The organism is Acidovorax sp. A79 (genome assembly GCF_041154505.1).
GTDB lineage: Bacteria > Pseudomonadota > Gammaproteobacteria > Burkholderiales > Burkholderiaceae_C > Acidovorax.
On sequence record NZ_AP028672.1, the window covers coordinates 5168696 to 5191458 of the forward strand.

The following is a 22763-nucleotide window of genomic DNA, read 5'->3' on the forward strand; positions in this document are numbered from 1 at the left end:
TCCTTGATAAATGAATGAAAAGAGAACGAGGGGAGGGAAGTGAGAAAAGTGACAAGCCTGAAGAGCGCGAAAAGGGCAAAAAGGGCGAGCGCTCAGGCGTACGGATCCCGGAAGCGGTACCCGCACTCCAGGCAGTGGTGGTTCTTGAGACAGTTCTGATCGACGGCCTTGCCGATCTGGCTGCCGATCTCGCAGCCGACGGCGCCGCCGCTCAGGCCGCCCATGGCGGCTCCGGCGACGGCACCGAGGACAGTTCCAGCGGGGCCGACGAGCGAGCCATAGGTGGCTCCGAGTTGAGCGGTCCGCAGGGCGGCTGCGGCGCCGCTGGCTGCACCGGCAACAGCACCGATGGCGGCGCCTGTGGTGCGGCCGCGGTCGAGGGTTTCGATGCGAGGGGATTGGCATTGGGGGCAACTGGGCACGGGGAAATCTCCTTGGGGTGTGTGATGTGAAGGACGGAAGAACGAGGAACGAACGGCCAAAGAAAAAGCCCCGGGTGGTGAACACGCGGGGCTTGGAGTAGGGGATGCGGACCGTTCTGGCGCTACCGAGACGGCATAGCGCCCGGCAGCGCTGCTGGGGCGTGCCGGGTGGGGAGGGTGTCAGACCGGGGCAATGCAGAGGTCATTCAGTTGGCAGTTCGAGGGGGTGATATGTGATTGAACAAATCTGGGATCGGATTTGGGTGGATGGGTGTTTGCACGGCAACAGGCTGGTCCCAGAGGAACTGAGACGGGAGCGTGATCTATTTCATCCAAGAGCAAAGAGCTGTGTTGGGGGGCGGAGTTGCTTTGATCCGACATTGCAAGGCGATTGATAGATTGCTTTCCGCCCACTCGATTGATGCGGCACACCCTGCAAAAAGAGCCTGAACTTTATGCTGAAGCTTGTGGCCAGCTCGCTCCTGATAGCAGTCGTCGAATGCACTCCCGCAGCCACCGGTGCGCCGAATCTGAATTGAAACGTGCATGCCAAGCAAGCACGACTTGCTCGACTTCGAACTTCAACGGCAATTGAAATGTCCTGAGTTGAAGTGGCCCCTGAACGCTTGAGGCGAAGCGTGCGGGAGCTGTTGCAACCAGATTGGAGCGCGCAGCAGCCATCAGCGCGGCATAGGGGCTTGGAACGGTCAGCAGAACGAAGCGACGATAGCCCATTTCCGCGAGAGCTGAGTCGATCGGATTGGACATCCGTCCTCGCTGGCGCACGGCGACGTGACATTCAGCTGCGAATCTCTTGGCAGTGATCGGCACCGAAAGCATCGGGTGCTGCTCACGCACGACGCCAACAACTTTCTGCGAAAACAACGGCACGGACTGGATATCGGAAGTCTGCTCCCCAAGCGCGCCAATATCTAAGTCGACGTGTGCCTCTCTCAGATCGGAGAGATCTCCTTCCGAGTCGGGGATGAATTGCAGCTTTGCGCGCGGCATCTCCTTGTGCAGCGCATCGGCGAGCGCTGCGCCAAAAACGATCGCAACCCCATCAGGAGCGCGGATGACAAAGGTGCGAGCTACATGGTTCAGTCCTCCATCGCCGGGCGTCAACAATGAGGCGGCCTCTTCAACGAGCTTGCGCACTCGCTCACGCATCTCCTGTGCGCGAGGCGTAGGGACTAGTTGTCGCCCCGCGCGTACCAAAATTTCATCGCCTGTCACCTCACGAATTCTTGCAAGAGTGTGACTCATTGCCGGCGTGCTGATATGCATCCGTCGAGCGGCACCGCCCACACTTCCTTCCGACAGAAGAGCATCTAGAGCCGACAGCAAATTTAGATTCATGATTAAATTTTAGTTAACTAACAGTTCTAAAGATTGCACTGTACTTTATGTGTGCATGCCTCGAAACTCCTGCATCAATGGAGAGAGGTGTTGCATGCAAGGTAGAGAGACATGGGACCGGCCGGTTCTGGCGTCGTTAGTGATCGTGCTTGCGTTGGCAGCGCTGGATCAGACGATCGCGTCAACTGCGCTTCCCACGATTGCGGATGATTTGCAAGGTCACCGGCTGCTTAGCTGGATTTTTTCCGTCTACCTCATCGCTTCGACAGCCGTGATACCGCTGTATGGAAGGCTGGCGGATCGATACGGGACCCGCTCCACGCTTCTCTTTGCTGCAGGCATATTCGTCATGGGATCGGCCGCATGTGGTCTGAGTCAGCAAATCGAGGAACTCCTCCTGGCGCGTTGTCTGCAAGGTTTGGGCGGTGGTGGCTTGATGACGCTCTCGATGCTGGCTGCCAGGGACGCGGTTCCTCAGCGCCGTCTTGGCCAGGTTCAGGGCATGCTGGGTAGTGCCTACGGGCTGGCTGCACTCTTGGGCCCGCTGCTGGGTGGATGGCTTGCGCAAGAGTACTCCTGGCGCTGGGCGTTCTTGTTGAACGTACCCATTGGTCTGATGGCGCTTGCTGCGCTGTTCTGGATGTATCGCCCTCTCGCGAAAGCAGCAGCTATTGCCGTGGATTCGATTGGGTGCGGCTTACTTGCCGTTTTTCTCGCGCTTTTGCTTGTCGCAGCTCGAGGCTTTGGTATGGCGCACGGGGCTAGCGTACTGGAGACTGTGGTTGCGCCTGTCTTGGCCGTGGTGGCTGGGCTCCTCTTTGTCTGGCGCGAGCTTGTGGTCCCCAGGCCACTTCTACCTGTTCACATGTTTCGGCAGTGTGTGTTTTTGCTCAACGGAATTCTGAGCGTGTGTACAGGGGTTGCTCTCTTCTCGGTTGTAGTGTTCACGCCGCTGTATTGGCAATACGCCATGGGGATGACGGCTGTACAGGCGGGATTGCACATGCTTCCTTTGATGGCTGCCATATCGTTGTCTTCCGTCATGGGCGGAAAGTGGCTGGCAAGCAGTGGACAGTTGCGCGCGATGGCCGCTGTCTCGGCACTACTGATGGCCGGAGGCTACATGGGTCTCGCCCTGGGTGTGAACGCTGCCAGTGTGTCGGGAAGCCTCTACGCATTGAGTGTCCTCGGGGCGGGCATTGGCCTTGCGATACCGCTTTCGATGATGACTGTGCAACGTTTGGCTCAGCCGCGGGATCAAGGGATCGCCACTGCGCTTCCCATCATGTTCCGCACCGCAGGGGGGGCGCTTGGGGTTTCGTTCCTGGGAGCTGTCCTCACGCAGCAATTGGAGGCCGTGCCCGGCGGAACGGGGTCGGCAGAGGGCGTTGCCGCAGCCTTTGCCTCTGCATCAGGCGCAATTTTTTGGATGTCTGCACTGCCGTGTGCCTTGGTGAGCCTGTCGATGCTGGCCATGCCGCGCACCTTGCCAGCCCCACAGGTTCTTATCGCCAATCACTAAAGGAGGGAGTTATATGAAATCGTCAGTTAGCGTTTCTGCAAGTTCGGCTGGAGTCCCACCACCCCCGCTTCGCGTTGTGAACAAAGGCAGTGTGCAGCGCGAGGAGATGGGTGCGGGATCCAGCACATGGTGGTTTGATGCTCGTGGCCTCGATGATGCAGCTCTGAGGCAGGCAGTGGAACGCTCCAACTGCACGCATTTGCTCGTCGACCACTCGGCGCTCAAGTCCATAACGAGTGCAAAAAAGCTAGTCGTTTGGGTCGACAAGGTCGGTGATCTGTCCGACTTAGCTCCGAGCGTTTCGGTGCTTACACCGCACGAAGAGGTTCGGAAAGCCGCTGTGGCTAGTGGAAGAGCTGCGGGCCTCTTCATCGAGGTTCGGGATCTCGAAGCGGAGTTCCCCTACTGCGTCATGGTGTGCGAACGCGGCGATGACTTTGTGGTGATTGACATCGAGCACGCAACGTACATTCCGTACGAACTTCTAATCGCAAAAACGATTGGAAAAAATACACAAGTGCTACGCAGCGTTCCAATCAAGGGGCTCGCCCGAGTGGTCGATGATATCCATCAGTCACTCAACGCCTTCGCCACCATGGAGCACGGCATCGGTGTCGTCTTTCGCTCCAAGGATGTCGCGGCTGTTGACAGCCTGAGTAAGAACCTGCGGCACCGCCAAGCTTCGATCATGAACCTGCTGCCGGCTCGGGTCGAAGAAATTCAGCACACGGGGTTGGGACATCGCGTGTGCGTCGATACCACCTCGATGATGAGTGCGGAAGAGGGAATGGTGGTCGGGTCTACCGGGTGGGGCGGCATTCTGGTTTGCTCTGAGACGCATCACTTACCACACATGAACCTGCGTGAGTTTCGGGTGAACGCGGGTGCCGTGCATTCGTATATATGGGGACCTGATGGTTCAGCGTTCTACCTGAGCGAGATGCGTGCTGGCGCCGAGGTGATGTGCGTTGACTTGGCTGGACGGGCACGGGTCGTCTCGGTGGGTAGAGCCAAGATCGAGCGTCGGCCAATGTTGAAGATTCGTTGCAGCGTACCGCTTGAATCAGTTCCGCCTCAACTTCAAGCAAGAGTCGAAAGCATGCTCGAGATGCAAGAGCGAGTTACCCCCAAAGGGGAACGTGTCGGTAGTGGTGATCGTCGCGTCCACATCAATACCTTCCTGCAGAACGATTGGCATGTGCGAGTCATGGGAGCCGACGGGAAGGTGCGGCACTGCACCTTGCTGCAGCCTGGCGACGAGTTGTTGGCCCATGTCGACGACCCGGGGCGACACACGGGACTGCGAATCGAAGAAAACATCATCGAAAAATGAGATAGGAAGGAGGGAAAAAATGGCTTCTGGCCGCGAACTTAGATTGAATCGGCTCATCAACCCCGTTTCTCAGAAGGCACTTTTGGTACCCCTGGATCACGGTGCTACCGTGGGGCCCATTGAAGGTATTTCGAAGATTCGAAGAACCATCGCAGGAATTGGTTCAAGTGGTGCCAATATTCAGGGAATCATTGTGCACCGCGGTGTTGCACACAACAGCCGCAGTCCAGTGTGGGACGTTCCTGCGCCCCTGATTTTGCATCTATCCGCATCTACATCGCTTGCGCGGGATTCGACGCACAAAGTTCTTGTTGCTCAGGTCGAGGATGCCTTGGTGATGGGCGCTGATGCTGTCTCTATTCATGTGAACCTTGGCTCCCTCGCGGAAGTCGGCATGCTGCGTGATATGGGATCCGTCGCGAGCCAGTGCGAGCGATGGGGCGTGCCCTTGTTGGCGATGGTTTATACGCATGGTGAATCGGCCTCAGCGTCATCCACCGCACGTATTGCGCATGCGGCAAGACTGGCTGCCGAGCTCGGAGCCGACTTGGTGAAGGTCAACTACCCCGGTTCGCCCGAAGCCATGGCGGAGGTCGTGGAAGGCTGTTTCGTGCCGGTGCTTGTCGCAGGAGGAGAACGCGCGACGACGGAGGCGCAGGTCCTCAGCGTGGTCGATGGCGCGTTGCAAGGAGGTGCCAGTGGGCTGTGCATGGGGCGAAACATATTCCAGCATGCCGACCCGGGAGCGTTTCTGGCACGGCTGTCCCGCCATGTACATGGCTTTGACGCCCATCGCCAAGCCGTTTCACTGGCCGCAGTGAGGTAAACAATGTCCTTTCTAGCCAAGAACTACCACCGCCCTTTGCCTGCGATCGTTCGGAAATACTTCGCGAACGGTAGTGAGCATGTCGACATCTGGCCCGAGGATCGGTTGAAAGCGTATCAGGCAGAGGCGTTACGCCGCATCCTCATGCACGCGTATGAGCGCAACGGCTTCTACCGCGAAAAGTTCCAGGCGGCAGGTGTCGTGCCTGCCAGGCTAAGTTTGCCTGACGACCTTGCTCGGATCCCCTTGACGACCAAGGACGAGATCCGAGGCAAGCCTTGGTTGCTGCTGTCGGTGCCTCGTCAGGCTGTATCGCAGATCCATGTGTCAACAGGAACGACGGGGGGTGAAGAGATCTACATACCCCATACCTGGGAGGACTTGCACGTCAACAACATGTCGCCAGCCATGCGTCTGCTCATTCCCGTGGGTGAGTCGGATGTAGTGATCAATGCTTTGCCCCACGAGATGAGTTCTTCTGGATTGGCGTTTCACCGCACATTTCAGAAGAGCTACGGTGCCATGGTCGTTCCAATGGGGAAGGGCGGGTATTACTCCACACCTGAGCGCACGCTCCGTGCTTCGGTGGATTTGGGGGCAACGGTTCTGATCACCACGCCATCCTATGCAGTGCTGCTGGCCGAAGTTGCGCAGCGTATGGACATCGACCTAGGTGCGCTACCTTTGCGCTTCATGTGGCTGACTGGCGAGGGCTGTTCCCCGGCGCTACGAGATCGCATCGAAAAGTTGTGGGGCCATCCAGCCTATTTCTACTACGGCTCCCTGGAGGCAGGCCCCATAGGCATCGAGTGCTCTGCACGCAATGGCTATCACATGGCAGGCGGGCATGTGCATGTAGAGGTAGTTGATCCAACTACCGGGGAGGCTGTGGCTCCAGGTGAGATCGGAGAGGTAGTGGTCACCGAGCTCACACGGATGGCTTCTCCGCTGATTCGCTATAGAACTGGCGACATCGGTTATGTCGAAAAGTCAAGGTGCTCTTGTGGCGTCACGCTGGACCGTCTCATTCTGAGAGGTCGGGCAGGTGATCAGGTTCGAATCGGAGAAAAGACATATGGCCCCTACTACTTGGAGCAGTTTCTCCTTGAGATTCCAGATGTTGGAAACTGGTATCAGTTCTTGCCTCAGGGAGATCAATTGCTGATACGTCTGGAGGCGAATCACGGATCAGAAGACAGGGACCGGCTGGCTCGCGCCATAGCGAGTCGGTTTGAATTCTCGACGGGTATTAAAGCAACCGTTGAGTTCGTGGACAGCATTCCCCGCACCGGTGGGAAGACGATCCGAGTCATCCAGCCCGCCGCGTAACTTCGAAAGAACCAAATGCGTTTTCTTCATGAAAAGTTCAGGCCAACGACCAGCACGCTTCATCGGGTGGTCGCGCATGCCTATGACCGTAGCCCGATGTATCGAAAGAAGATGCAGAGTCGCGGCGTCGCTCCGCACCAAATTGACACGGAAAACGACCTGCCGCAGCTTCCTTTCACGACACGGGAAGAGCTCGGGTCGGATCCTTGGGCGTTGCTTTGTGTTCCCCGTTCGACCTTGGTGCAGGCCCATATGTCCACCGGCACAACAGGGCGCAATCCGCTGTATGTCGCTTACGACTGGGAGGATTTGTACACGCGGGGGCTGATGCCCCTCAGTTCCGATAAATCCGTCCCACGGCTCCTTCGCATCGAGCCTGGCGAGATCGTCTTCAATGCACTGCCGTACGAAGTCAGCGTCACTGGCTTGGCCATCCACCGCTCCGTACAGGACGGGATCGGAGCATGTGTTGTGCCTTTGGGCAAAGGCGGTTTCTATTCCGAGCCACTGAAAGCCTTGAAGATGATGCGCGAGATTCGTGGCGACCATTTGTTCACTACTCCGTCTTATGCCGTGTACCTGGCGGAACTTGCAGGTGCACCCCAAGCGGGGTTGAAGGAGATGTTTGGTCTCAAGTCCATCTGGCTTGTTGGTGAACTTTGCTCAGACGCTTTGCGACGGCGTATCGAACAATTGTGGGGGGCGCCAGTGTTCCTCTACTACGGAACTATGGAGTGTGGGCCAGTGGGGGTGGAATGCGCTGAGCAGGATGGTTATCACCCCGCGACGAATTTCACAGCAGTGGAGATCGTGCCTCTCGACGAGCCAATAACCGATGCGATGGGAGCCGCGCTTGGCGAAATAGTAGTCACTACGCTCTGGCGCTACGCGACCCCACTGATTCGCTATAGGACAGGCGATCTTGGCCGTTGGGATGAGCAGTCATCGGGTTCCGGCGGATGTGCTCGACGGCTGCGCGTGCATGGACGGTTGGAGGATGTTGTGCGCGTGGCGGGGAAAGTTCTCCACGTCCAGGACATTGAACAGGGCCTTCTGGATATTCCCGAAGTGAGTTCGTGGTTCCAATTGCGCCCCGAAGGGGATGTCTTGTGCATTGTGCTACCTGCTCAGAAGGGAGTGGATGCAGCCGCTGTAGCTCGAAGGGTTCAGCATTGGGCAGTTACCTACCTGGGCCTTGATTGCAAGGTCGAGCATGGTCCAGCCCGTTCTTACTCGGGTGGAAAGTTCATGCGCGTTGTTCGTGCAACACAAGGAGAAATTAGATGATCATTGACGCTCATGCGCACGTGACTCGTGCGGACTACGGCTCTATCGATCGGCTATCTGCTTTGATGGACAAGCACGGCATTGACAAAGCTGTTCTTTTTCCGGGGGGCATGATCGATGTGCGTCAAATGTCGCAGTACGTGCGAGGCGCAGCCACTGCTGATACGGATCAGATCCCTAATGACTTGGTCGAATCCATTTTCACGAAGGACCGTGACCGGTATTTTGGCTTCTACTGTGTGAATCCCAATAGCGCGGGCGATAGCACTACGGCATTTCGAGCAGCGATCGCGAGAGGGTTTAGTGGGCTAAAGCTGGCCCCGATTGTTCACAAATTCGCACTGTGCTCCGAGGGAGTTTTCGAGTTGGCGCGAGCATGTGGCGAGCTTCGCGTTCCACTGTATTCGCACGTCGTCTTCAGCCCTGGCGCCACTACTGAAAAGTTTGGCGAACTCGCCAAGGCGTTTCCTGACACGCAGTTCATATTGGGGCACATGGGCTTCGGTCCAGCTGATGTGCAAGCCATTGAGGTGGCTGCGACCTGTGACAACGTCATGCTCGAGACATCCGGCGGATCTTTCATGATCATCAAGATGGCGCTGGAGCGGCTGGGAGCAGGGAAACTCATCTATGGATCGGAGTTCCCCATGCAGCACCCCCACGTCGAACTCGAGAAAATCCGCATGACTGCTGGTGGCGAGGATTTCAAGAAGATTTCCTCTCGAAATCTTTTGTCTCTTTTCGAGCAGCGCAAGCTGCCGCAAAGCGTGGAGCTTTCTCAATGAAGGCGGCTCACTTACTTGCACTCATGCTAGTCGCCCTTCTCAGTGAGCATGCGGCGTTCGCTGCTGATCTGGTGCTTGAGGTCAAAAGTTCGCAAGCCTCGGGGCGAGTCAATGTTGCGCTTTATGACAGTGCCACAAGCTTCCTTCGCAAGACGGTTGCTTCCAGCGGAGGTGACCTGAAGAACGGTGTCGCGATACTTAGTTTCCCGAACCTGGCACCTGGCAACTACGCAATCTCGGCTTATCTGGACGCCAATGGCAACAACAAGCTTGACACTAATTCGATGGGAATTCCTTCCGAACCCTATGCCTTCAGCCGCAGCGCCAAGGGTCGCATGGGACCTCCAACCTTCGAAGACGCAGCTTTTGCGGTGGGTTCTTCCGGGACGAAACTCACGATCGAACTGTCGAAGGGACGGCCATGACTGCGCTGCTACATGGCGAAGGGGTTGCAACCCCGGTCGCCGTACCAGCAAAGCCCTTGGTCGCAATCAGTGGATTGCACCGATCATTTTCACTTGGCCACACAACGGTTAAGGCGCTTCGGGGAGTGGATCTGAAGATCCATGCGGGTGAAATGCTAGCAGTCTGGGGACCCTCGGGGAGTGGTAAGTCCACTCTGATGAACATGATCGGATTGATTGATAGACCAGATACCGGTAACGTTTGCTTCAAGGGCATTGAGGTGTTGGCACTTAGCGATGATGAACTCAGCGACTGCCGCAGCCGGAACATCGGCTTTGTGTTTCAGTCCTTCAATCTCGTTCCCGTCCTCACTGCGTTGGAGAACGTCATGCTTCCCCTTCAATTGCAGGGGGTCGGTGCGCAGGTGGCTCGTGCCAAGGCACAGGGACTTTTGGATGCCGTGGGATTGGGAGCCCATCTGAATCATCGACCGGATCGTATGAGTGGGGGGCAGCGCCAACGAACCGCCATCGCACGAGCTCTGGTGGCTGACCCAGAACTGGTGATCGCGGATGAGCCGACGGCGAACTTGGACTCCGAAAGCAGCCAGAACGTGATTTCTCTCATGCGGGAACTCAACCGGGACACGGGGACGACATTCGTGTTCTCTACGCACGACCAGCGTCTTTTGGACCACGTCCCACGAGCCGTGCAGCTAAGGGACGGGATCATCGAGCATGATCAGGAGTGTGCCCAATGAATGTGCTGGAGTTGAGCGTACGAAATCTCCTGCGGAATCCGAGAAGGACAGCAGTGACTGCGTTGAGTTTGGCCGTGGGATTCGCAGCCATCGCCTTGTTTGCAGGCTATACGGCAACCGTCTACGAGAGTCTGAAATCCCAGGCCATCTATGGGGAGCTATTGGGTCATCTGACCATAGCGCGCCCCGCCTACTTTGAGGCCAGTCGGCAGGAGCCGACAAGGTTCCTGTTGGGAAAGGAACAGGTCGGGAGCATTTCCTCTATCGTGAAGTCAGAATTTCCTGGTTCTACCGTCGCCGTGCGATTGGGGTTCAGTGGACTGTTGTCTAACGGCCGGGCGAGCAGCATCTTTGTCGCCGAAAGCCTAGATCCAGAGGCAATGCGGGCCCTCCGAGGACCGCGCGCGCGGGCATCTGGAGGGCTTGATGAGAAGTCACCTCAGGGCGTGACATTGTCCCGCGGACTTGCCCAGATTCTGGATCTTCGCGATGGAAGTGATGGCGCGGTTCTGGTGAGCACGGTAACGGGGCAAGCAAATGCGTCGGATGTCCAGATCATTGATACCTTCAGTACAGGAAATGTCGCAACCAATGACAAATTCATGTTTGCGCCTCTTTCCTTGGCTCAGTCCCTTATGGATGTCCAGGGGCAGGCCGATCGGGTAACGGTGCTGTTGCCGGAGGGCACAGATGTGAACACCGCGAGGCACCAACTCGCCGACAGACTTGCCGCCAAGGAGGATGGCCTTGCCGTTGAAGTTTGGCAAGATCTTTCCATTTTTTATGCGCAGGTCAAGGCCCTGTTCGACAGGGTATTTGCGTTTGTCCTGGCCATTGTGCTTGTCATCGTTGCGATGAGTGTGGCGAACGCGATGGGTATGAGTGTGATTGAACGCACGCGAGAGATCGGTACTCTTCGGGCGATGGGCTTACGTCGATCTGGAGTCATCCGCATCTTCATTGCAGAAGCCCTCGTACTTGTCTCAGTGGGATGTCTGCTAGGTGCTGTACTGACTGTTGGCATTACCTACGGTGTGAACCAGCTCGAAATTTCCTATCGGCCGCCCAATGCGACCGAGGAGGTGCCATTGGTCATCGGCTTCGACTTGATCAAAGCAGGGTTTGGCGCGCTGGCGCTGACATGTATTGGCGCTTTGGCCTCGCTCTTTCCGGCGCGACGTGCAGCGGCGCAGCCCATCGTCACCTCGTTGACACATGTTTAGGACATCAGCATGCGCAATTTCTGGATTGGATTGACCATCGTGCTTGGTGGAATCGTTGCAGCTATTTCCGCGGCCAATGCCACCGAGAATCCTGACGCGGCAGTGTTGCTAAAGCGTTCCGATGCAGCTCGTGGGGGGGGGGCTCCAGGACTGACTTGGGAGGTGATTGTGCGAAGCACTGGAGGAGGGGCTCAGGACCAGGATATGCGCATGCGGATCAAGGCGGCCGAGACCGCCAGCCTGGCCGAGACTCTGGAACCACTCAAAAGCAAGGGCGCCAAAATGCTGCAGATGGATCGCAACATGTGGCTGAGCAAGCCGGGGCTTAAGAAGCCCATTGCGATCTCACCTCGCCAGCGTCTCTCGGGTCTGGCTGCAATCGGTGATATCGCAGCGACGAACTACGCCAAAGACTATCAGGCAGTGCTTCTCCGACAAGACGATTTCAAGGGGGAGCCTTGTCATGTTCTGGAGCTCTCCGCGCGGGAGCGCCAAGCTACTTACGATAAATTGATCTACTGGGTTTCCACCAAACGGGGTGTTGGGGTCTTTGCGGAATTCCTCTCACTGAGCGGAAAGCGCCTCAAGACGGCGGAGTTCTCCTACGAAAACAGCGTGGCCATTGAGGGCAAGACGACGCCGTTCATTAGCAAGATGGTCATTTCTGACGCCCTCACGGATGCCAAGACTATTCTTGAGTACGGACAGACCAAGGTCCAGGCGATCCCCTCGTCCGAATTCGATGTTTCGCACCTGGAGTGATATGCCGTGTCGCTGCATCAATCGGCGAGGCTTTAGGTATGCACTGGCTTCACTTTGTTTTGCCACCTCCACCGCTTTCGCTCAAGAGTCGCTAGTGCAGACGGCCACCAGTGGTAACGATTGGGAGAAATCGACATCGCTGCAGACGTGGACATATGCTACTCATTCGAGCCCCTTTGCGGACAGTGTCCTGAACCCCAGAAATTCAATACTGAAGATCGCTAGAACGCAGTATCTTTCCGACACGCGGTTGGACTTTTCTCTGAAGAGCAGCGCTGCTGATTTTGTACTCAAGCCGCGGCTGATCGGTGAGGTTCGAGAGGGAGACAGTGGGAAGTTATCTACTGCCGAAGGGTATCTCAGTCAAGCTTTCGGAAGATTCCGGATTCGCCCAGACTTAACGATGACGCTGGGAAGGGAACTGTTGACTTGGGGGCCCGCCAACTTCCGGTCACCCAGCAGTCCGTACTACTACGATTCCGGAAAAACGCGGCCGTTGGAGGACGTTCCCGGGGTGGACATCGCCCGGATAGACTGGTCGGCCGGGCGGTGGACATCCACCGTAGGTTTCGTTAGTGGGGGACGGCAGAACGATGAAGAATGGCGTCAAAGCTCCTTGCTCAAGCTCACTTATCGGGGCAACGATTTTTTGGTTGGCGGCATATTCAGCAAACCAAGAAATAGGCGGAGCTTTGTGGGGGGGCATGCACAGTTTTCTATAGGAGATGCATGGCTCCTGTATGGGGAGCTGAGCTCGACTACGACCTCAAATATAACTACAACTTCGAGCACATTGGCTGCGGCTGCTCGAGCAACCGTAGGCACGATTGGTGCTGCGTACACATTCGAAGGTGGAGCTTCGCTCGGTGCTGAGTATCTGCATGATGGGCGTGGCTATAGCCGGGCTGCGCAGGCTGCATATTTTTCAGCTATCGAGGCGTCTTTGGCAAGTTCGCAAATTGCCGTCGATTTGCGACGGGGTGGTCAGTCGCGTCTGTTGGGTCGGGACTACCTCAACATTTTGCTGCAGAGCAATTTGCAAGATCCCTCGACTTACTGGCGGGTATCGCCAACCGTGAATCTGCAGGATCGAAGTCGCCAACTTCTTTTGTACGGTGAGCATAGTCTCCACCCAAGAATCGCTCTCTTTGGTAGTTTGCTCTGGAGCAGTGGAGGGCGTTCAACTGAGTTCGGCGCAGTAGTGCGATCCACCGCGACTTTGGGACTCAAGATTTTCTTGATGTGAACCTGTAGGGCTTGCTAACTAAGAAAACCATGGCGAGATGGTCGCGAGACGAATCGTCTCACGCCACATTTTTTCGGAACTGTTGGTGCCACAGTGTGGCTTATGGGGAGATGAGGCTAATGATCCTGACCGACAACGAAACCAAAGTTGACCTGCTCAACAACGAGGCGATTTCGAAGACCATCATCGAACTGCTGCGCGAAAACCCAGATCATCCAGTCACGATTGGCGTCCACGGTGACTGGGGGGCCGGGAAGTCCAGTGTTTTGGAGATGATCGAAGCGGGCTTCGCGGGTAAGGAGGACGTGCTGTGCCTCAAGTTTAACGGTTGGCGTTTTCAAGGTTTCGAGGATGCCAAGATCGCGTTGATCGAGGGAATCGTCACCGGTCTGGTCGAGAAGCGTCCGGCAATGACCAAAGCTGGTGGGGCACTCAAGGATGTCTTCAATCGTATCGATTGGTTGAAGGTCGCGAAGCGCGCAGGTGGCTTGGCGGTCACCGCATTCACTGGCATCCCGACACCGGATCAAATCAGCGCTGTCGTGGGGACGCTCGAAGGGATATTCGCCGACCCAGGCCAGCTGGCGACGAAAGAGAACCTCACGTCTGCCATTGAAGGCGTAAAGTCAATCTTGAAACCGGCAGAAACCAAGAATGTGCCGGAGGAGGTTGAGGCGTTTCGCAAGGCGTTCGACAAGCTCCTGAAGGATGCTGGCATCAAGCAGCTCATTGTGCTGATTGATGACCTTGACCGCTGCTTGCCGGATACGGCCATAGACACACTCGAAGCGATCCGACTGTTTGTGTTTACCGCGCGCACGGCGTTTGTCGTTGCCGCGGATGAGGCAATGATTGAGTATGCGGTGCGTAAGCACTTCCCCGATCTACCTGAGACCACGGGGCCGCGCGATTACGCTAGAAGCTATCTGGAGAAGTTGATCCAGGTGCCATTCCGGATCCCGGCCTTGGGGGAGACGGAAACGCGCATGTACGTGACACTGTTGCTGACGGGCGCTGAGATAGGCGAAGGGGATGCTGACTACGCAAAGCTCGTTGCAGCAGCGCGGGAACGCCTAAAACGGCCTTGGGAAAACGCCGGTCTCGATGCTGCGGCCGTCAAGGCCGCACTTGGAGCAAAGGCAGATAAGGCCAACAACGCCCTCGCGCTCAGCGAGCAGATCGGCCCGATCCTGGCGAGCGGTGCCAAAGGCAATCCTCGCCAGATCAAGCGCTTCCTCAATACGTTGCTGCTGCGGGAGCGCACGGCGAACGCGCGCGGATTCGGTGCTGATATCACCTTGCCCGTGCTGGCGAAGCTGATGCTCGCCGAGCGCTTCATCCCCCGGCTCTTTGAGCAGATTGCTTTCGTCTCAGCCGTTCATCCCAAGGGGACTTGCGACGACTTGGAGCATCTTGAGAAGAGTTTTGCCGCCGAAGGCGCGAACGTCAAGGGCGATGGTAAGGCGGCGACGGACTTGCGCAAAGCGTCCAAGACCACGGAAACCGTTGCGTCGGAAGTGGAGAGCGCCGTCCTGTCGGAATGGAGGTTGTCGGAAACGGTTCGCGATTGGGCTCGGGTGCAGCCCTTGCTCTCCGGCATCGACCTACGTCCGTATCTCTTCGTGACGAAAGACAAGAAGGATTACTTTGGCCCTGTGTCTATATTGGGGCACCTGGCCACAGTGGTGGAGAAACTGTTCGGTGGAAAGATGACCGTTCAGGGTTATGAGTCCGAGCTAAGGCAATTGGCTCAACCGGAAGCCGACAAGGTGTTCGAGGCTGTGCGCATCAAGATCATGGGCACCGGTGCCCTTGAAACTCTACCCACGGGCGTCAATGGTCTCATCGTGTTGGTAAAGGCGCAACCGGGGCTGCAGAGCAAGCTGCTGGACTTTCTAGAGGCTCTGCCAAGTAGCAAGTGCGGCCCGTGGGCGGTCAGTGGCTGGCAGGGTGTCGTTAAGGACGCGGACTGTGTCGGTCGCCTTACGGCATTGCTCACGGAATGGAGCAAAGTGACCAACAACCCCGCCCTCAAAGCAGCCGCCGAGCTGGCACTAAAGGATACGAAGGGAGCACGCTGATGGGAACGTCAACAGCATATGGTGGTCCAGGCGGTAGTACGCCGCTGGTACCTACATGGTTGGGAGATGCGGACGGCGGGGGAGCGTCGCCTTCACCTGGCGATGGCACGAACGGCGATGGCGCTGCACCGCCTGCCGCACCTATTCGGCCGGCCATTCCCGCTGCGGCCGATCCCCAACGCTTTTCCGGCGCGCGAAACAGCTTCACTCGATTCGCTGGCTCGGGGGGGGCTGACCGGGCTAGCCTCGGTCGAGCCGTCTCGCGATACGTATCGACGTCCTCCGGGGGCGCGCGGCAAGCGGCTCAACGAATGGGCACATCGCGGGTATCGGGTGCAAAATTACTTGGTTTCTTGGCGGACGCACAGGCCCGCGGCGTACGGGAAGCGTTGCGCGAGTTCAATCTGGAGGCGCTTGCGGGTCGCCCGATCGTAGAAATTTTCGTGGGATTGGCCGACGTCATATGCCCTGGAGCTGGCACCGTTGACGAGGGCATCGCACGGGAAGCTTATATCGAGACGATCATCGAACTGACCACCGAAGGGTTGACCGACCTTTCGACCTTCACGCCAGATCAAATGCAAACTGTGTTTGAGCTGTATGTGACGCACGCGATTGAGGCGCGCATCTGCAACGATATCGGTACGAAGGCTGTGACGATGCCGACTGACGTGCAGGCAGCGCATCGGGTGGAGGCGCAACTGCGCGACTTCATTCGGGGCGGTGTCAGTGATGCGCTCACGAAGGCGCGTTCCGAATCTCCGAACCTGCCCCCCGAGCGCATCCAGTCGTTCGTGGACACGGTATATGAGTCCGCGTTTGCGATCCTGCAGTCTCTCGGGCAAGCGGAGGTGGATCAATGAAACGACAACTCCTGGCTGGGCGCCTTGGCCCTGACGATCAAGTAGACATCCCCACAAGCAAAGACGAACAACGTACCTTACTCCAGATGGTTTCCGGCGAGAAATCACTGGACCACGGCATCGGTGGCGCGCTGACGAGCTTGAAGAAGTTGGGTGTCTACCCCTCTGAATTTGGTATTGATCTGCTGGTGGTCGCTGCGCATGTCCATGCGGCAGATACCCGTATTTCTCGCGCGGAACAGTCTCAGGACTCGTGGACGCGGGAGATCCGCTTGGTCGTTCCGGTCAGTGACCCGGTACGCTGGACTGGCGCGGCCTCAACGCTGACGAAAGCCCTGAATTTCTTGACTGGTGATCGCTGGACGATTGGGTTCCGGGCTCGACCGCCGAGGTTTGCGACCATTGCCCAAGTTGCCCCACCTACTTTGATTGCGCCGCCGTTTGATACCGTGAGCTTGTTCTCGGGTGGCCTGGACAGTTTGATTGGTGCTATCGATCTCTTGGAAGCCGGAGCGACGCCATTGTTGGTCAGTCACTTTGGTGAAGGCGCGACTAGCGATGCGCAAGGCAAGCTCTTCGCCGCTTTGAAGAAGCACTACGATAAGTCCTCGTTCGAGCGCTTGCGCGTCGGTATGACATTCGTCGACGGTCTGGTAAAGGACGTCGGATCAGAGAACAGTACGCGGGGGCGTTCGTTCCTGTTCTTTGCACTCGGTGTGTTCGCTGGGACCGGCCTGAATAAGGCCTTCATCCTGCGGGTACCCGAAAATGGACTGATCGCGTTGAATGTACCTCTTGACCCATTGCGACTCGGTTCGAACAGCACACGTACCACGCACCCCTACTACATGGCGCGCTGGAATGAACTGCTGATAGAACTGGGCATCAACGGGCGTATCGAGAATCCGTGTTGGGACAAGACGAAGGGGGAGATGGCTGCTAGTTGTGGCAACCAGGCGCTGCTGACCAAGCTTGCACCGAATTCCCTGTCGTGTTCATCTCCGACAAAGGGGCGGTGGCAGGGGCTCGGCATCGAGCATTGCGGATACTGTTTGCCATGTCTGATTCGGCGTGCTGCCTTGGACAGCGCCTGGGGAGCAGGAGAGGACAAGACAACCTATACGGTGCAGGACCTTCGCGCCAAGGCTCTGGACACGCGAGAATCCATTGGAAAGCAGGTGCGATCCTTTCAGTATGCGATCGAACGCATGCGTGGTCGGCCACAGCTTGCAAACCTCCTGATCCACAAACCTGGCTCGCTTGCGGATGAGGTCACGCATCTCGATCAGCTCGCAGATGTTTATCGCCGCGGTCTTGCAGAAGTTGCCGATTTGGTCGACGGTGTCGAGACAAGGCCAAGTTGATGTCTGGATCGAAAATGGTGACCACGAAAGGCCTCGTAGATTTTCACTGCCACCTGGACCTGTATCCCGATCATCAGGTCGCGGTTCAAGAGGCGGAGAATGCGGGGGTCTTTACGCTGGCAGTGACGACGACTCCAAGGGCGTGGCCTCGGAACCATGAACTCGCTCAGAGAACGCGTCACGTGCGCGCGGCGCTCGGACTGCATCCGCAGCTGGTTGCGGAACGGGCAGGCGAACTCGATCTTTGGGACCGATACCTGTCAGAGACACGGTACGTCGGGGAGGTGGGCCTTGATGCGGGGCCACGCTTCTATAAGTCCATCGACATTCAGAAGCGAGTCTTTCAGCATGTCCTGCAGCGGTGCGCAGAAGCTGGGGGCAAGGTCATCACAGTCCACAGTGTTCGCTCTGCCAAGATCGTGCTCGATCATATCGAGTCCTATCTCCCGCCAGCACGAGGCAAGGTTGTGCTCCATTGGTTTACGGGGACGAAGGCTGAGGCAACGCGTGCACTTGAGCTTGGGTGTTACTTTTCGATCAATGCCGCGATGCTGGATACCCCGCGACATGTGGCTATGGTCACAGCGCTCCCTCTCAACAAGTTGCTGACGGAGACTGATGGTCCGTTCACCAAGACAGGCCTGAGGCCGTCGAGGCCAGAAGATGTAACGGTAGTCGTTGAGCTGTTGAGCCGCTTGCACAATGTTCTACCGGCGACGATCGCAGAGACAGTACGGTGCAACTTGCGCAGCTTGCTCGATCACGGTGAACAGATATCCCCGAGCGCCTAGTGAAAGGCTGGACACCTTCACTTGTTCCCTTCCGATTGACCCACGACGAGAAGTGAGACTATGCCGCTGACAGAAAAAGAGATAGCCAACATGAAGCAGCTGATCAGAGACCAAATAGAAAACTACCCTGATTTGGGCGGTATGGTTGCTGAGGGAAAGCTGTCTTATAAATCCGGCTGGTATGAAGCGAATAGCAAGGAGGCTTTTGACGTCTTCATTCAACATGCCGCCTCGGTTCGAGTTAGCAAAAAAGGCAAGACTCAGATCAAAGTGCGTGGCCAGAGTAAACGACTCAAGGCGCTCGCCGAAAAGGTTTGAATGTTGATTGGATCGGATCCATAACCTACGAGTGGTTGCAGCGCAACGCGCCGAAGTTTGGATTTGTCCGCACTGTAGGCAATTGGGCGCCCGATGAACCCAACGCACAAGTTGCACGGATCAATTGTCGGTATCAAGATACCTAACAGGCTGCTGAAATACCTCACCGCAGGCGTCTCCCAAAAGTTTTCGACCTCGTAGAACGCGCTACAAGCGACGTTTCTGATGCGGGCAAGGGGTAAGGCACCCTCAAACTGAACAAATTTTCGATCCGAAATCAGTATTTCAGCAGCCTGCTAACGCGACGACCTGAGATGGCCGCTACAGCGGGAGATTGTATTGTTGATGGTGTATTGGCAATGGAGTTACTTGCAGGGTGTCGGCGCAGTAGTCTGGCGGAGGGGCAGTGCCAACTTGCAACATTGTCGGGATTTGCTGTTCATTCTTGAATAGTCATAGGGGTCTTATGAAGAAGCTCATCACCTTTGCTCTATTGATTGCAGTCGTAGCATCATTTGCGGCCAGGGCGTCGCCCAGTGCAGTCATTGACGGATTTGAGCGGGCGGCAGCGTTCAATCCAGAGATTGCAACCAGCGTTACGGCTATTCGCCGACGACCTGTAGTCGTTCTAGTCCCGGGAATTCTTGGTTCAAAACTCACATCACCTACTGTCGGCGACATTTGGGGAAGCGGCATACCGGATCTTGCGAAGATTAAGCTGCCGCCTCAACTCGTCGATGAGACCGCGCCGTCTGATGTTCAGGCCACATTGCTCGAGAATTACTTCGGTGATCAATACGGAGATGCCTTCGCTGCTATAAAAGATGCAGCGAAAAAGATTGGAATTGATGCGGTAGCCTGCGGTTATGACTGGCGTCGCGATCTTCGATCCGGCGCCGCTGACCTAGAAGCTTGTCTATATAGGACCTTTGGGACCACGCGGCGGACGCTCATTTTTGTATCGCACAGCATGGGTGGAGTTGTTACTGCGGTCTGGAATGCAAAGCATGATGCTCGGCAGTATTCCCGGCAACATCTGGTAGGCGGTATCGTGCTGCTAGGGTCTCCGCTGCAAGGCAGCTGCGAAGTTCTGCGAATGATTCACGAGGGATACAAACAACCGGTTGAAAATTCACTTAATGCTGGAAAGCGCGCCGAATACGTCTACGAAAAGTGGGACAACTTGCGAGGAGGATTGGTCAACTCGTTGACCGGCTGGGCTACAGATGGGGTGCGCGACGCCTTGCTGACTTGGCCGGGTGCTTTTGGACTTACGCCCAAAGCAACAAACACAGATGAAGTGGGTCGGGCCTGCGTTCCACTTTATCAGCCTGAACAACCGGGTGGGCCAGGCCTTATTAGTCATTTTCAACCAGAATTTTGGACTTCGGTAACGGGGCGAGATGTGCTTCGAGGGGCTACCCCTCCGGCCAATTTCAACTCGGTACTCACGAAGGCAAAAGAGTTCCGTGACGGCTTCAGTCTAGCCAGGCCCCGTGCTCCTCTATATGCGTACTATTCGATGTACTGGTTCACTCCGGAGAAGGCACATCTGGGGAATGAAGGGCATCTTAGAAGGGATAAGACGTGGATTGATCTAGACGGCGATGGACGAGTGCCATTACCAGCTGGAGGCTCTCGCCCGGAGAGTTCGTGGCTTTCTGGATACACACCGGTCAACAGCGTCCACGGTGGTTTGCCAAAGGACAAAATCTTCCAGGAAATGTTCTTGGTCGGACGCCTCCCAAAGCTAGTTCAAGGGCTTACGGCTTATGAACTTATCTTGGAACACGGAAAGGACCCTGCAGCGATTGCGGCCTACGCTAAGGCTGGAGGGGGTGTTCCTGTCGTGGACGAATTCAAGGGTGCTTTGGATGTAGTGGCCCCCAATGGCGCCGGCACGACACCTCGGTCGCCATTGGGGGCCGATATGGTTGCGCTGGCTGACGGCTTCCGTGTAGATCTATGTCGGACCACCCCTCTGTGCACAACTACTTATAGGAAGGCAAGGTTGCGAAATCTCTCTGTTGTTGAGAGAAGATTGGAGTTCGCTAGTGTGTTGGGAAACGAGGGCTGGTCGGCGTCAGAACGAGCCTCTGCGGCCGCCCAAATAGGACTGGCCAATGCAAGCCTTGGCGAGTTACGCTCTGCAGGGCCGGTTCTCGCGACGGCGTCTACCGAACTGACTCGCAGCATTGAGCAATCTACCATTTCTGATTCTGGTCGCCAGAAGCTCGCTGACCTTAAACAAGTGGTCGACCGAAATCTGGCAGTCGCACTAAGGGAGAGCGGGCAGTGCCCTGCAGCCAAGGCGTTACTTACCTCGCTTGAGTTAAGTAAAACTAGGTACCGCGCAGACCTGAGTGCGATTTGTTTAGATAGAGATACTGCGGTGTCTCAGCCTCTCGGTGACTTCTAAGGTCGAGCGTGAGTACCTCGCTTGGCCCAAACGCTGTACGCCTTGCATAAATTGCCCGCTCCCCAATACGCAGGGTTGGATTGCCTTGATCTGCGGGTGAGTTGTCACCTATTGGTTGGTTCCAAAATCGGCGGGTAACGTGGATCCCGAAATGAAGCGAATTCACCTTCTGGTGGGTGTCTCCGATTCAGCTTTTTCAGGTAGCTTCCCGATTACAAACGCCTCCCAAGCATTCATGAGTTCCCGCCGTTGCTCTAGCAAGTCAGTGCGATGGTAGGCCGCCTCAACCTTGTCTTTGATGGTGTGTGCCAGTGAACGTTCCGCAAGGTCACGTGCAACCCCTTTCTCGCTGCACCAGTCCCGAAAGCTGGATCGGAAGCCATGGGCCGTCGCAACCCTTCCAGCGGTGTCGCTGTGGGCCTTTAACCTGCGCAGAAGCGATGTGATGGCCATGTCGGAAAGTTCGACCCGATCCCGAACCGAAGGAAACACGAGGGTTTCGTGCAGGCCCTTCTGCTCTTCAAGGATTGCCATCACCCGTGGGGAGAGGGGAACGCGATGGGGAAACTTTGCCTTCATGCGCTCGGCAGGGATCGTCCAGACTTTGCTCTTGAGATCGACCTCGTTCCAGGCCATTCCCCGCGCCTCGCCCGAGCGACAGGCCGTCAGAATCACAAACTCAAGCAATGTGCGCGTCACCTCAGGCCGGTTGCCCGGCCTGAGGTGTTTTTGCACGAATTCTGGAATGTCTCGCCAGGGCATGGCGGGATGGTGTTGCGTCCGCACAGCCTTGCCTGGCTGCTGCGCGAGCAGGTGTCCTACCACGTCAACGGGATTTGATTGGCAGTAACCGTGGGCCCAACCCCAGCCAATCACGGCATGGATGCGCTGTTTTACCCGACTGGCTGTTTCTGCCTTGGTTAGCCAGATGGGCTTCAGCACCTCGGCAACGTCGCCTGGTTGGATCTCGTGCAGAAGTTTGCTCCCCAGCTTTGGGAAGACGTACTCCTGCAAGGTGTTGATCCATTGCTGGCCATGCTTGGGGTTCTTCCAACCAGGAAGGAGGTCTCCATGGAGCGTGTGTGCGGCTTCTTTGAAGGTAGGAACCTTGGGCTTGTCTTCGATCTTTGCCTTCTCTTCGAGCGGGTCCTTGCCATCGGCCAGTTCAATGCGCATGGCGGTAGCGCGCTTGCCCACTTCCGCGATGCTGATCTCAGGGTAGGAACCCAGGCCGGCATTTCGACGTTTTCCCGACATGGGGCTGACGTATCGCAGGACCCACTTGCCGTGGCCCTTCGTGTTGGACGGGTGCAGGGCCAGACCGGTGATACCCCCATGGGGAACTGCCGTGTCCGTTGGTTTGATGTTCCGCGCTTTGGTGTCGGTAATGATGGTCATTCGGTGTGCCTGGTTGGGTATGCCATCCAGTATGCCACTGAGTGTTTGCTCTCATCGATGCTTCTTGGACGTCTTTGAACAAAATACCTATACAAAACAATTGATTACGGTGTTTATTTGAATCTCGCTGGATCTCATAAAACACTATTCTGGCGGACTCCGTTTCCGCCAGACGCAAAAGCCCTGAGTGATTGATTCACTCGGGGCTTTTCTCTTTTGTGCCCAAGGAACTGGCACCGCAACGGGCATTTCGCCCGGTTGCCCGTGCTT

The 22763-nt window shown here is 56.7% G+C and carries 20 protein-coding genes and 1 pseudogene; 18 read left to right on the forward strand and 3 right to left on the reverse strand.

The genetic code is table 11. The features are described 5' to 3' along the window. Positions 1 to 14 precede the first annotated feature (14 nt). Positions 15 to 452 carry a hypothetical protein gene (locus ACAM51_RS23865; RefSeq protein WP_369642089.1) on the forward strand — a complete coding sequence of 146 codons (438 nt, stop codon included), beginning with the start codon at positions 15 to 17 and terminating at the stop codon, positions 450 to 452. A gap of 423 nt (positions 453 to 875) precedes the next feature. Here the strand turns inward: ACAM51_RS23865 and ACAM51_RS23870 are convergent, their stop codons facing one another. Together ACAM51_RS23870 and ACAM51_RS23875 are read right to left on the reverse strand one after the other, a co-directional pair. Continuing rightward, positions 876 to 1580 carry a LysR substrate-binding domain-containing protein gene (locus tag ACAM51_RS23870; RefSeq protein ID WP_369643880.1) on the reverse strand — a complete coding sequence of 235 codons (705 nt, stop codon included), beginning with the start codon at positions 1578 to 1580 and terminating at the stop codon, positions 876 to 878. 75 nt (positions 1581 to 1655) lie between these two features. After that, positions 1656 to 1781: pseudogene (locus tag ACAM51_RS23875) on the reverse strand (LysR family transcriptional regulator); the annotation flags it as partial. A gap of 94 nt (positions 1782 to 1875) precedes the next feature. Between ACAM51_RS23875 and ACAM51_RS23880 the strand changes: the two are divergent. The 17 genes from ACAM51_RS23880 to ACAM51_RS23960 all read left to right on the forward strand — a co-directional run bounded on the left by ACAM51_RS23880 (position 1876) and on the right by ACAM51_RS23960 (position 21095). Then, complete coding sequence (locus ACAM51_RS23880; protein ID WP_369642090.1) at positions 1876 to 3303, forward strand: MFS transporter; 1428 nt, start codon at positions 1876 to 1878, stop codon at positions 3301 to 3303. Between the two features lie 76 nt (positions 3304 to 3379). Then, the gene (locus ACAM51_RS23885; RefSeq protein WP_369642091.1) at positions 3380 to 4636 is read left to right on the forward strand and encodes a 3-dehydroquinate synthase II; all 1257 of its coding nucleotides are present in this window, start codon (positions 3380 to 3382) and stop codon (positions 4634 to 4636) included. A 19-nt stretch (positions 4637 to 4655) separates the two neighbouring features. Then, the gene (locus tag ACAM51_RS23890; RefSeq protein ID WP_162239802.1) at positions 4656 to 5462 is read left to right on the forward strand and encodes a 2-amino-3,7-dideoxy-D-threo-hept-6-ulosonate synthase; all 807 of its coding nucleotides are present in this window, start codon (positions 4656 to 4658) and stop codon (positions 5460 to 5462) included. A gap of 3 nt (positions 5463 to 5465) precedes the next feature. Continuing rightward, on the forward strand, positions 5466 to 6791 hold the full coding sequence (locus ACAM51_RS23895; protein WP_369642092.1) for a phenylacetate--CoA ligase family protein: 1326 nt from the start codon (positions 5466 to 5468) through the stop codon (positions 6789 to 6791). A gap of 15 nt (positions 6792 to 6806) precedes the next feature. Next, positions 6807 to 8078 carry a phenylacetate--CoA ligase family protein gene (locus tag ACAM51_RS23900; protein ID WP_369642093.1) on the forward strand — a complete coding sequence of 424 codons (1272 nt, stop codon included), beginning with the start codon at positions 6807 to 6809 and terminating at the stop codon, positions 8076 to 8078. Next, complete coding sequence (locus tag ACAM51_RS23905) at positions 8075 to 8863, forward strand: amidohydrolase family protein (RefSeq protein ID WP_369642094.1); 789 nt, start codon at positions 8075 to 8077, stop codon at positions 8861 to 8863. Before ACAM51_RS23900 ends, ACAM51_RS23905 begins: the two co-directional genes overlap by 4 nt. Beyond that, positions 8860 to 9288: a DUF2141 domain-containing protein gene (locus ACAM51_RS23910; RefSeq protein WP_369642095.1), complete on the forward strand. Its 429-nt coding sequence runs from the start codon at positions 8860 to 8862 to the stop codon at positions 9286 to 9288. Before ACAM51_RS23905 ends, ACAM51_RS23910 begins: the two co-directional genes overlap by 4 nt. Further along, positions 9285 to 10028, forward strand: a complete 744-nt coding sequence (locus ACAM51_RS23915) for an ABC transporter ATP-binding protein (protein WP_369642096.1) — start codon at positions 9285 to 9287, stop codon at positions 10026 to 10028. Before ACAM51_RS23910 ends, ACAM51_RS23915 begins: the two co-directional genes overlap by 4 nt. Then, on the forward strand, positions 10025 to 11251 hold the full coding sequence (locus ACAM51_RS23920) for an ABC transporter permease (RefSeq protein WP_369642097.1): 1227 nt from the start codon (positions 10025 to 10027) through the stop codon (positions 11249 to 11251). Before ACAM51_RS23915 ends, ACAM51_RS23920 begins: the two co-directional genes overlap by 4 nt. A gap of 9 nt (positions 11252 to 11260) precedes the next feature. Then, positions 11261 to 12013, forward strand: a complete 753-nt coding sequence (locus ACAM51_RS23925; protein WP_369642098.1) for an outer membrane lipoprotein-sorting protein — start codon at positions 11261 to 11263, stop codon at positions 12011 to 12013. Between the two features lie 250 nt (positions 12014 to 12263). Continuing rightward, positions 12264 to 13259 carry a hypothetical protein gene (locus ACAM51_RS23930; RefSeq protein WP_369642099.1) on the forward strand — a complete coding sequence of 332 codons (996 nt, stop codon included), beginning with the start codon at positions 12264 to 12266 and terminating at the stop codon, positions 13257 to 13259. Between the two features lie 119 nt (positions 13260 to 13378). Beyond that, positions 13379 to 15340, forward strand: coding sequence for a Qat anti-phage system ATPase QatA (gene qatA / locus ACAM51_RS23935; RefSeq protein WP_369642100.1), 1962 nt, complete (start codon positions 13379 to 13381; stop codon positions 15338 to 15340). 311 nt (positions 15341 to 15651) lie between these two features. Next, entirely contained in the window at positions 15652 to 16203 is a 552-nt protein-coding gene (qatB, locus tag ACAM51_RS23940) for a Qat anti-phage system associated protein QatB (protein ID WP_369642101.1), read from the forward strand. Further along, positions 16200 to 17567 (forward strand): Qat anti-phage system QueC-like protein QatC, encoded by a 1368-nt coding sequence (gene qatC / locus ACAM51_RS23945; RefSeq protein ID WP_369642102.1) that lies wholly within the window; start codon positions 16200 to 16202, stop codon positions 17565 to 17567. The genes qatB and qatC overlap by 4 nt, the downstream gene beginning before the upstream one ends. A 14-nt stretch (positions 17568 to 17581) precedes the next feature. Continuing rightward, on the forward strand, positions 17582 to 18358 hold the full coding sequence (qatD, locus tag ACAM51_RS23950; protein WP_369642103.1) for a Qat anti-phage system TatD family nuclease QatD: 777 nt from the start codon (positions 17582 to 17584) through the stop codon (positions 18356 to 18358). A 60-nt stretch (positions 18359 to 18418) separates the two neighbouring features. Next, positions 18419 to 18676, forward strand: a complete 258-nt coding sequence (locus ACAM51_RS23955; RefSeq protein WP_369642104.1) for a hypothetical protein — start codon at positions 18419 to 18421, stop codon at positions 18674 to 18676. Between the two features lie 466 nt (positions 18677 to 19142). Continuing rightward, entirely contained in the window at positions 19143 to 21095 is a 1953-nt protein-coding gene (locus ACAM51_RS23960; protein ID WP_369642105.1) for a lipase family alpha/beta hydrolase, read from the forward strand. Between the two features lie 162 nt (positions 21096 to 21257). Here ACAM51_RS23960 and ACAM51_RS23965 read toward each other — a convergent pair whose 3' ends face one another. After that, positions 21258 to 22493 (reverse strand): tyrosine-type recombinase/integrase, encoded by a 1236-nt coding sequence (locus ACAM51_RS23965; protein WP_369642106.1) that lies wholly within the window; start codon positions 22491 to 22493, stop codon positions 21258 to 21260. Positions 22494 to 22763 lie beyond the last annotated feature (270 nt).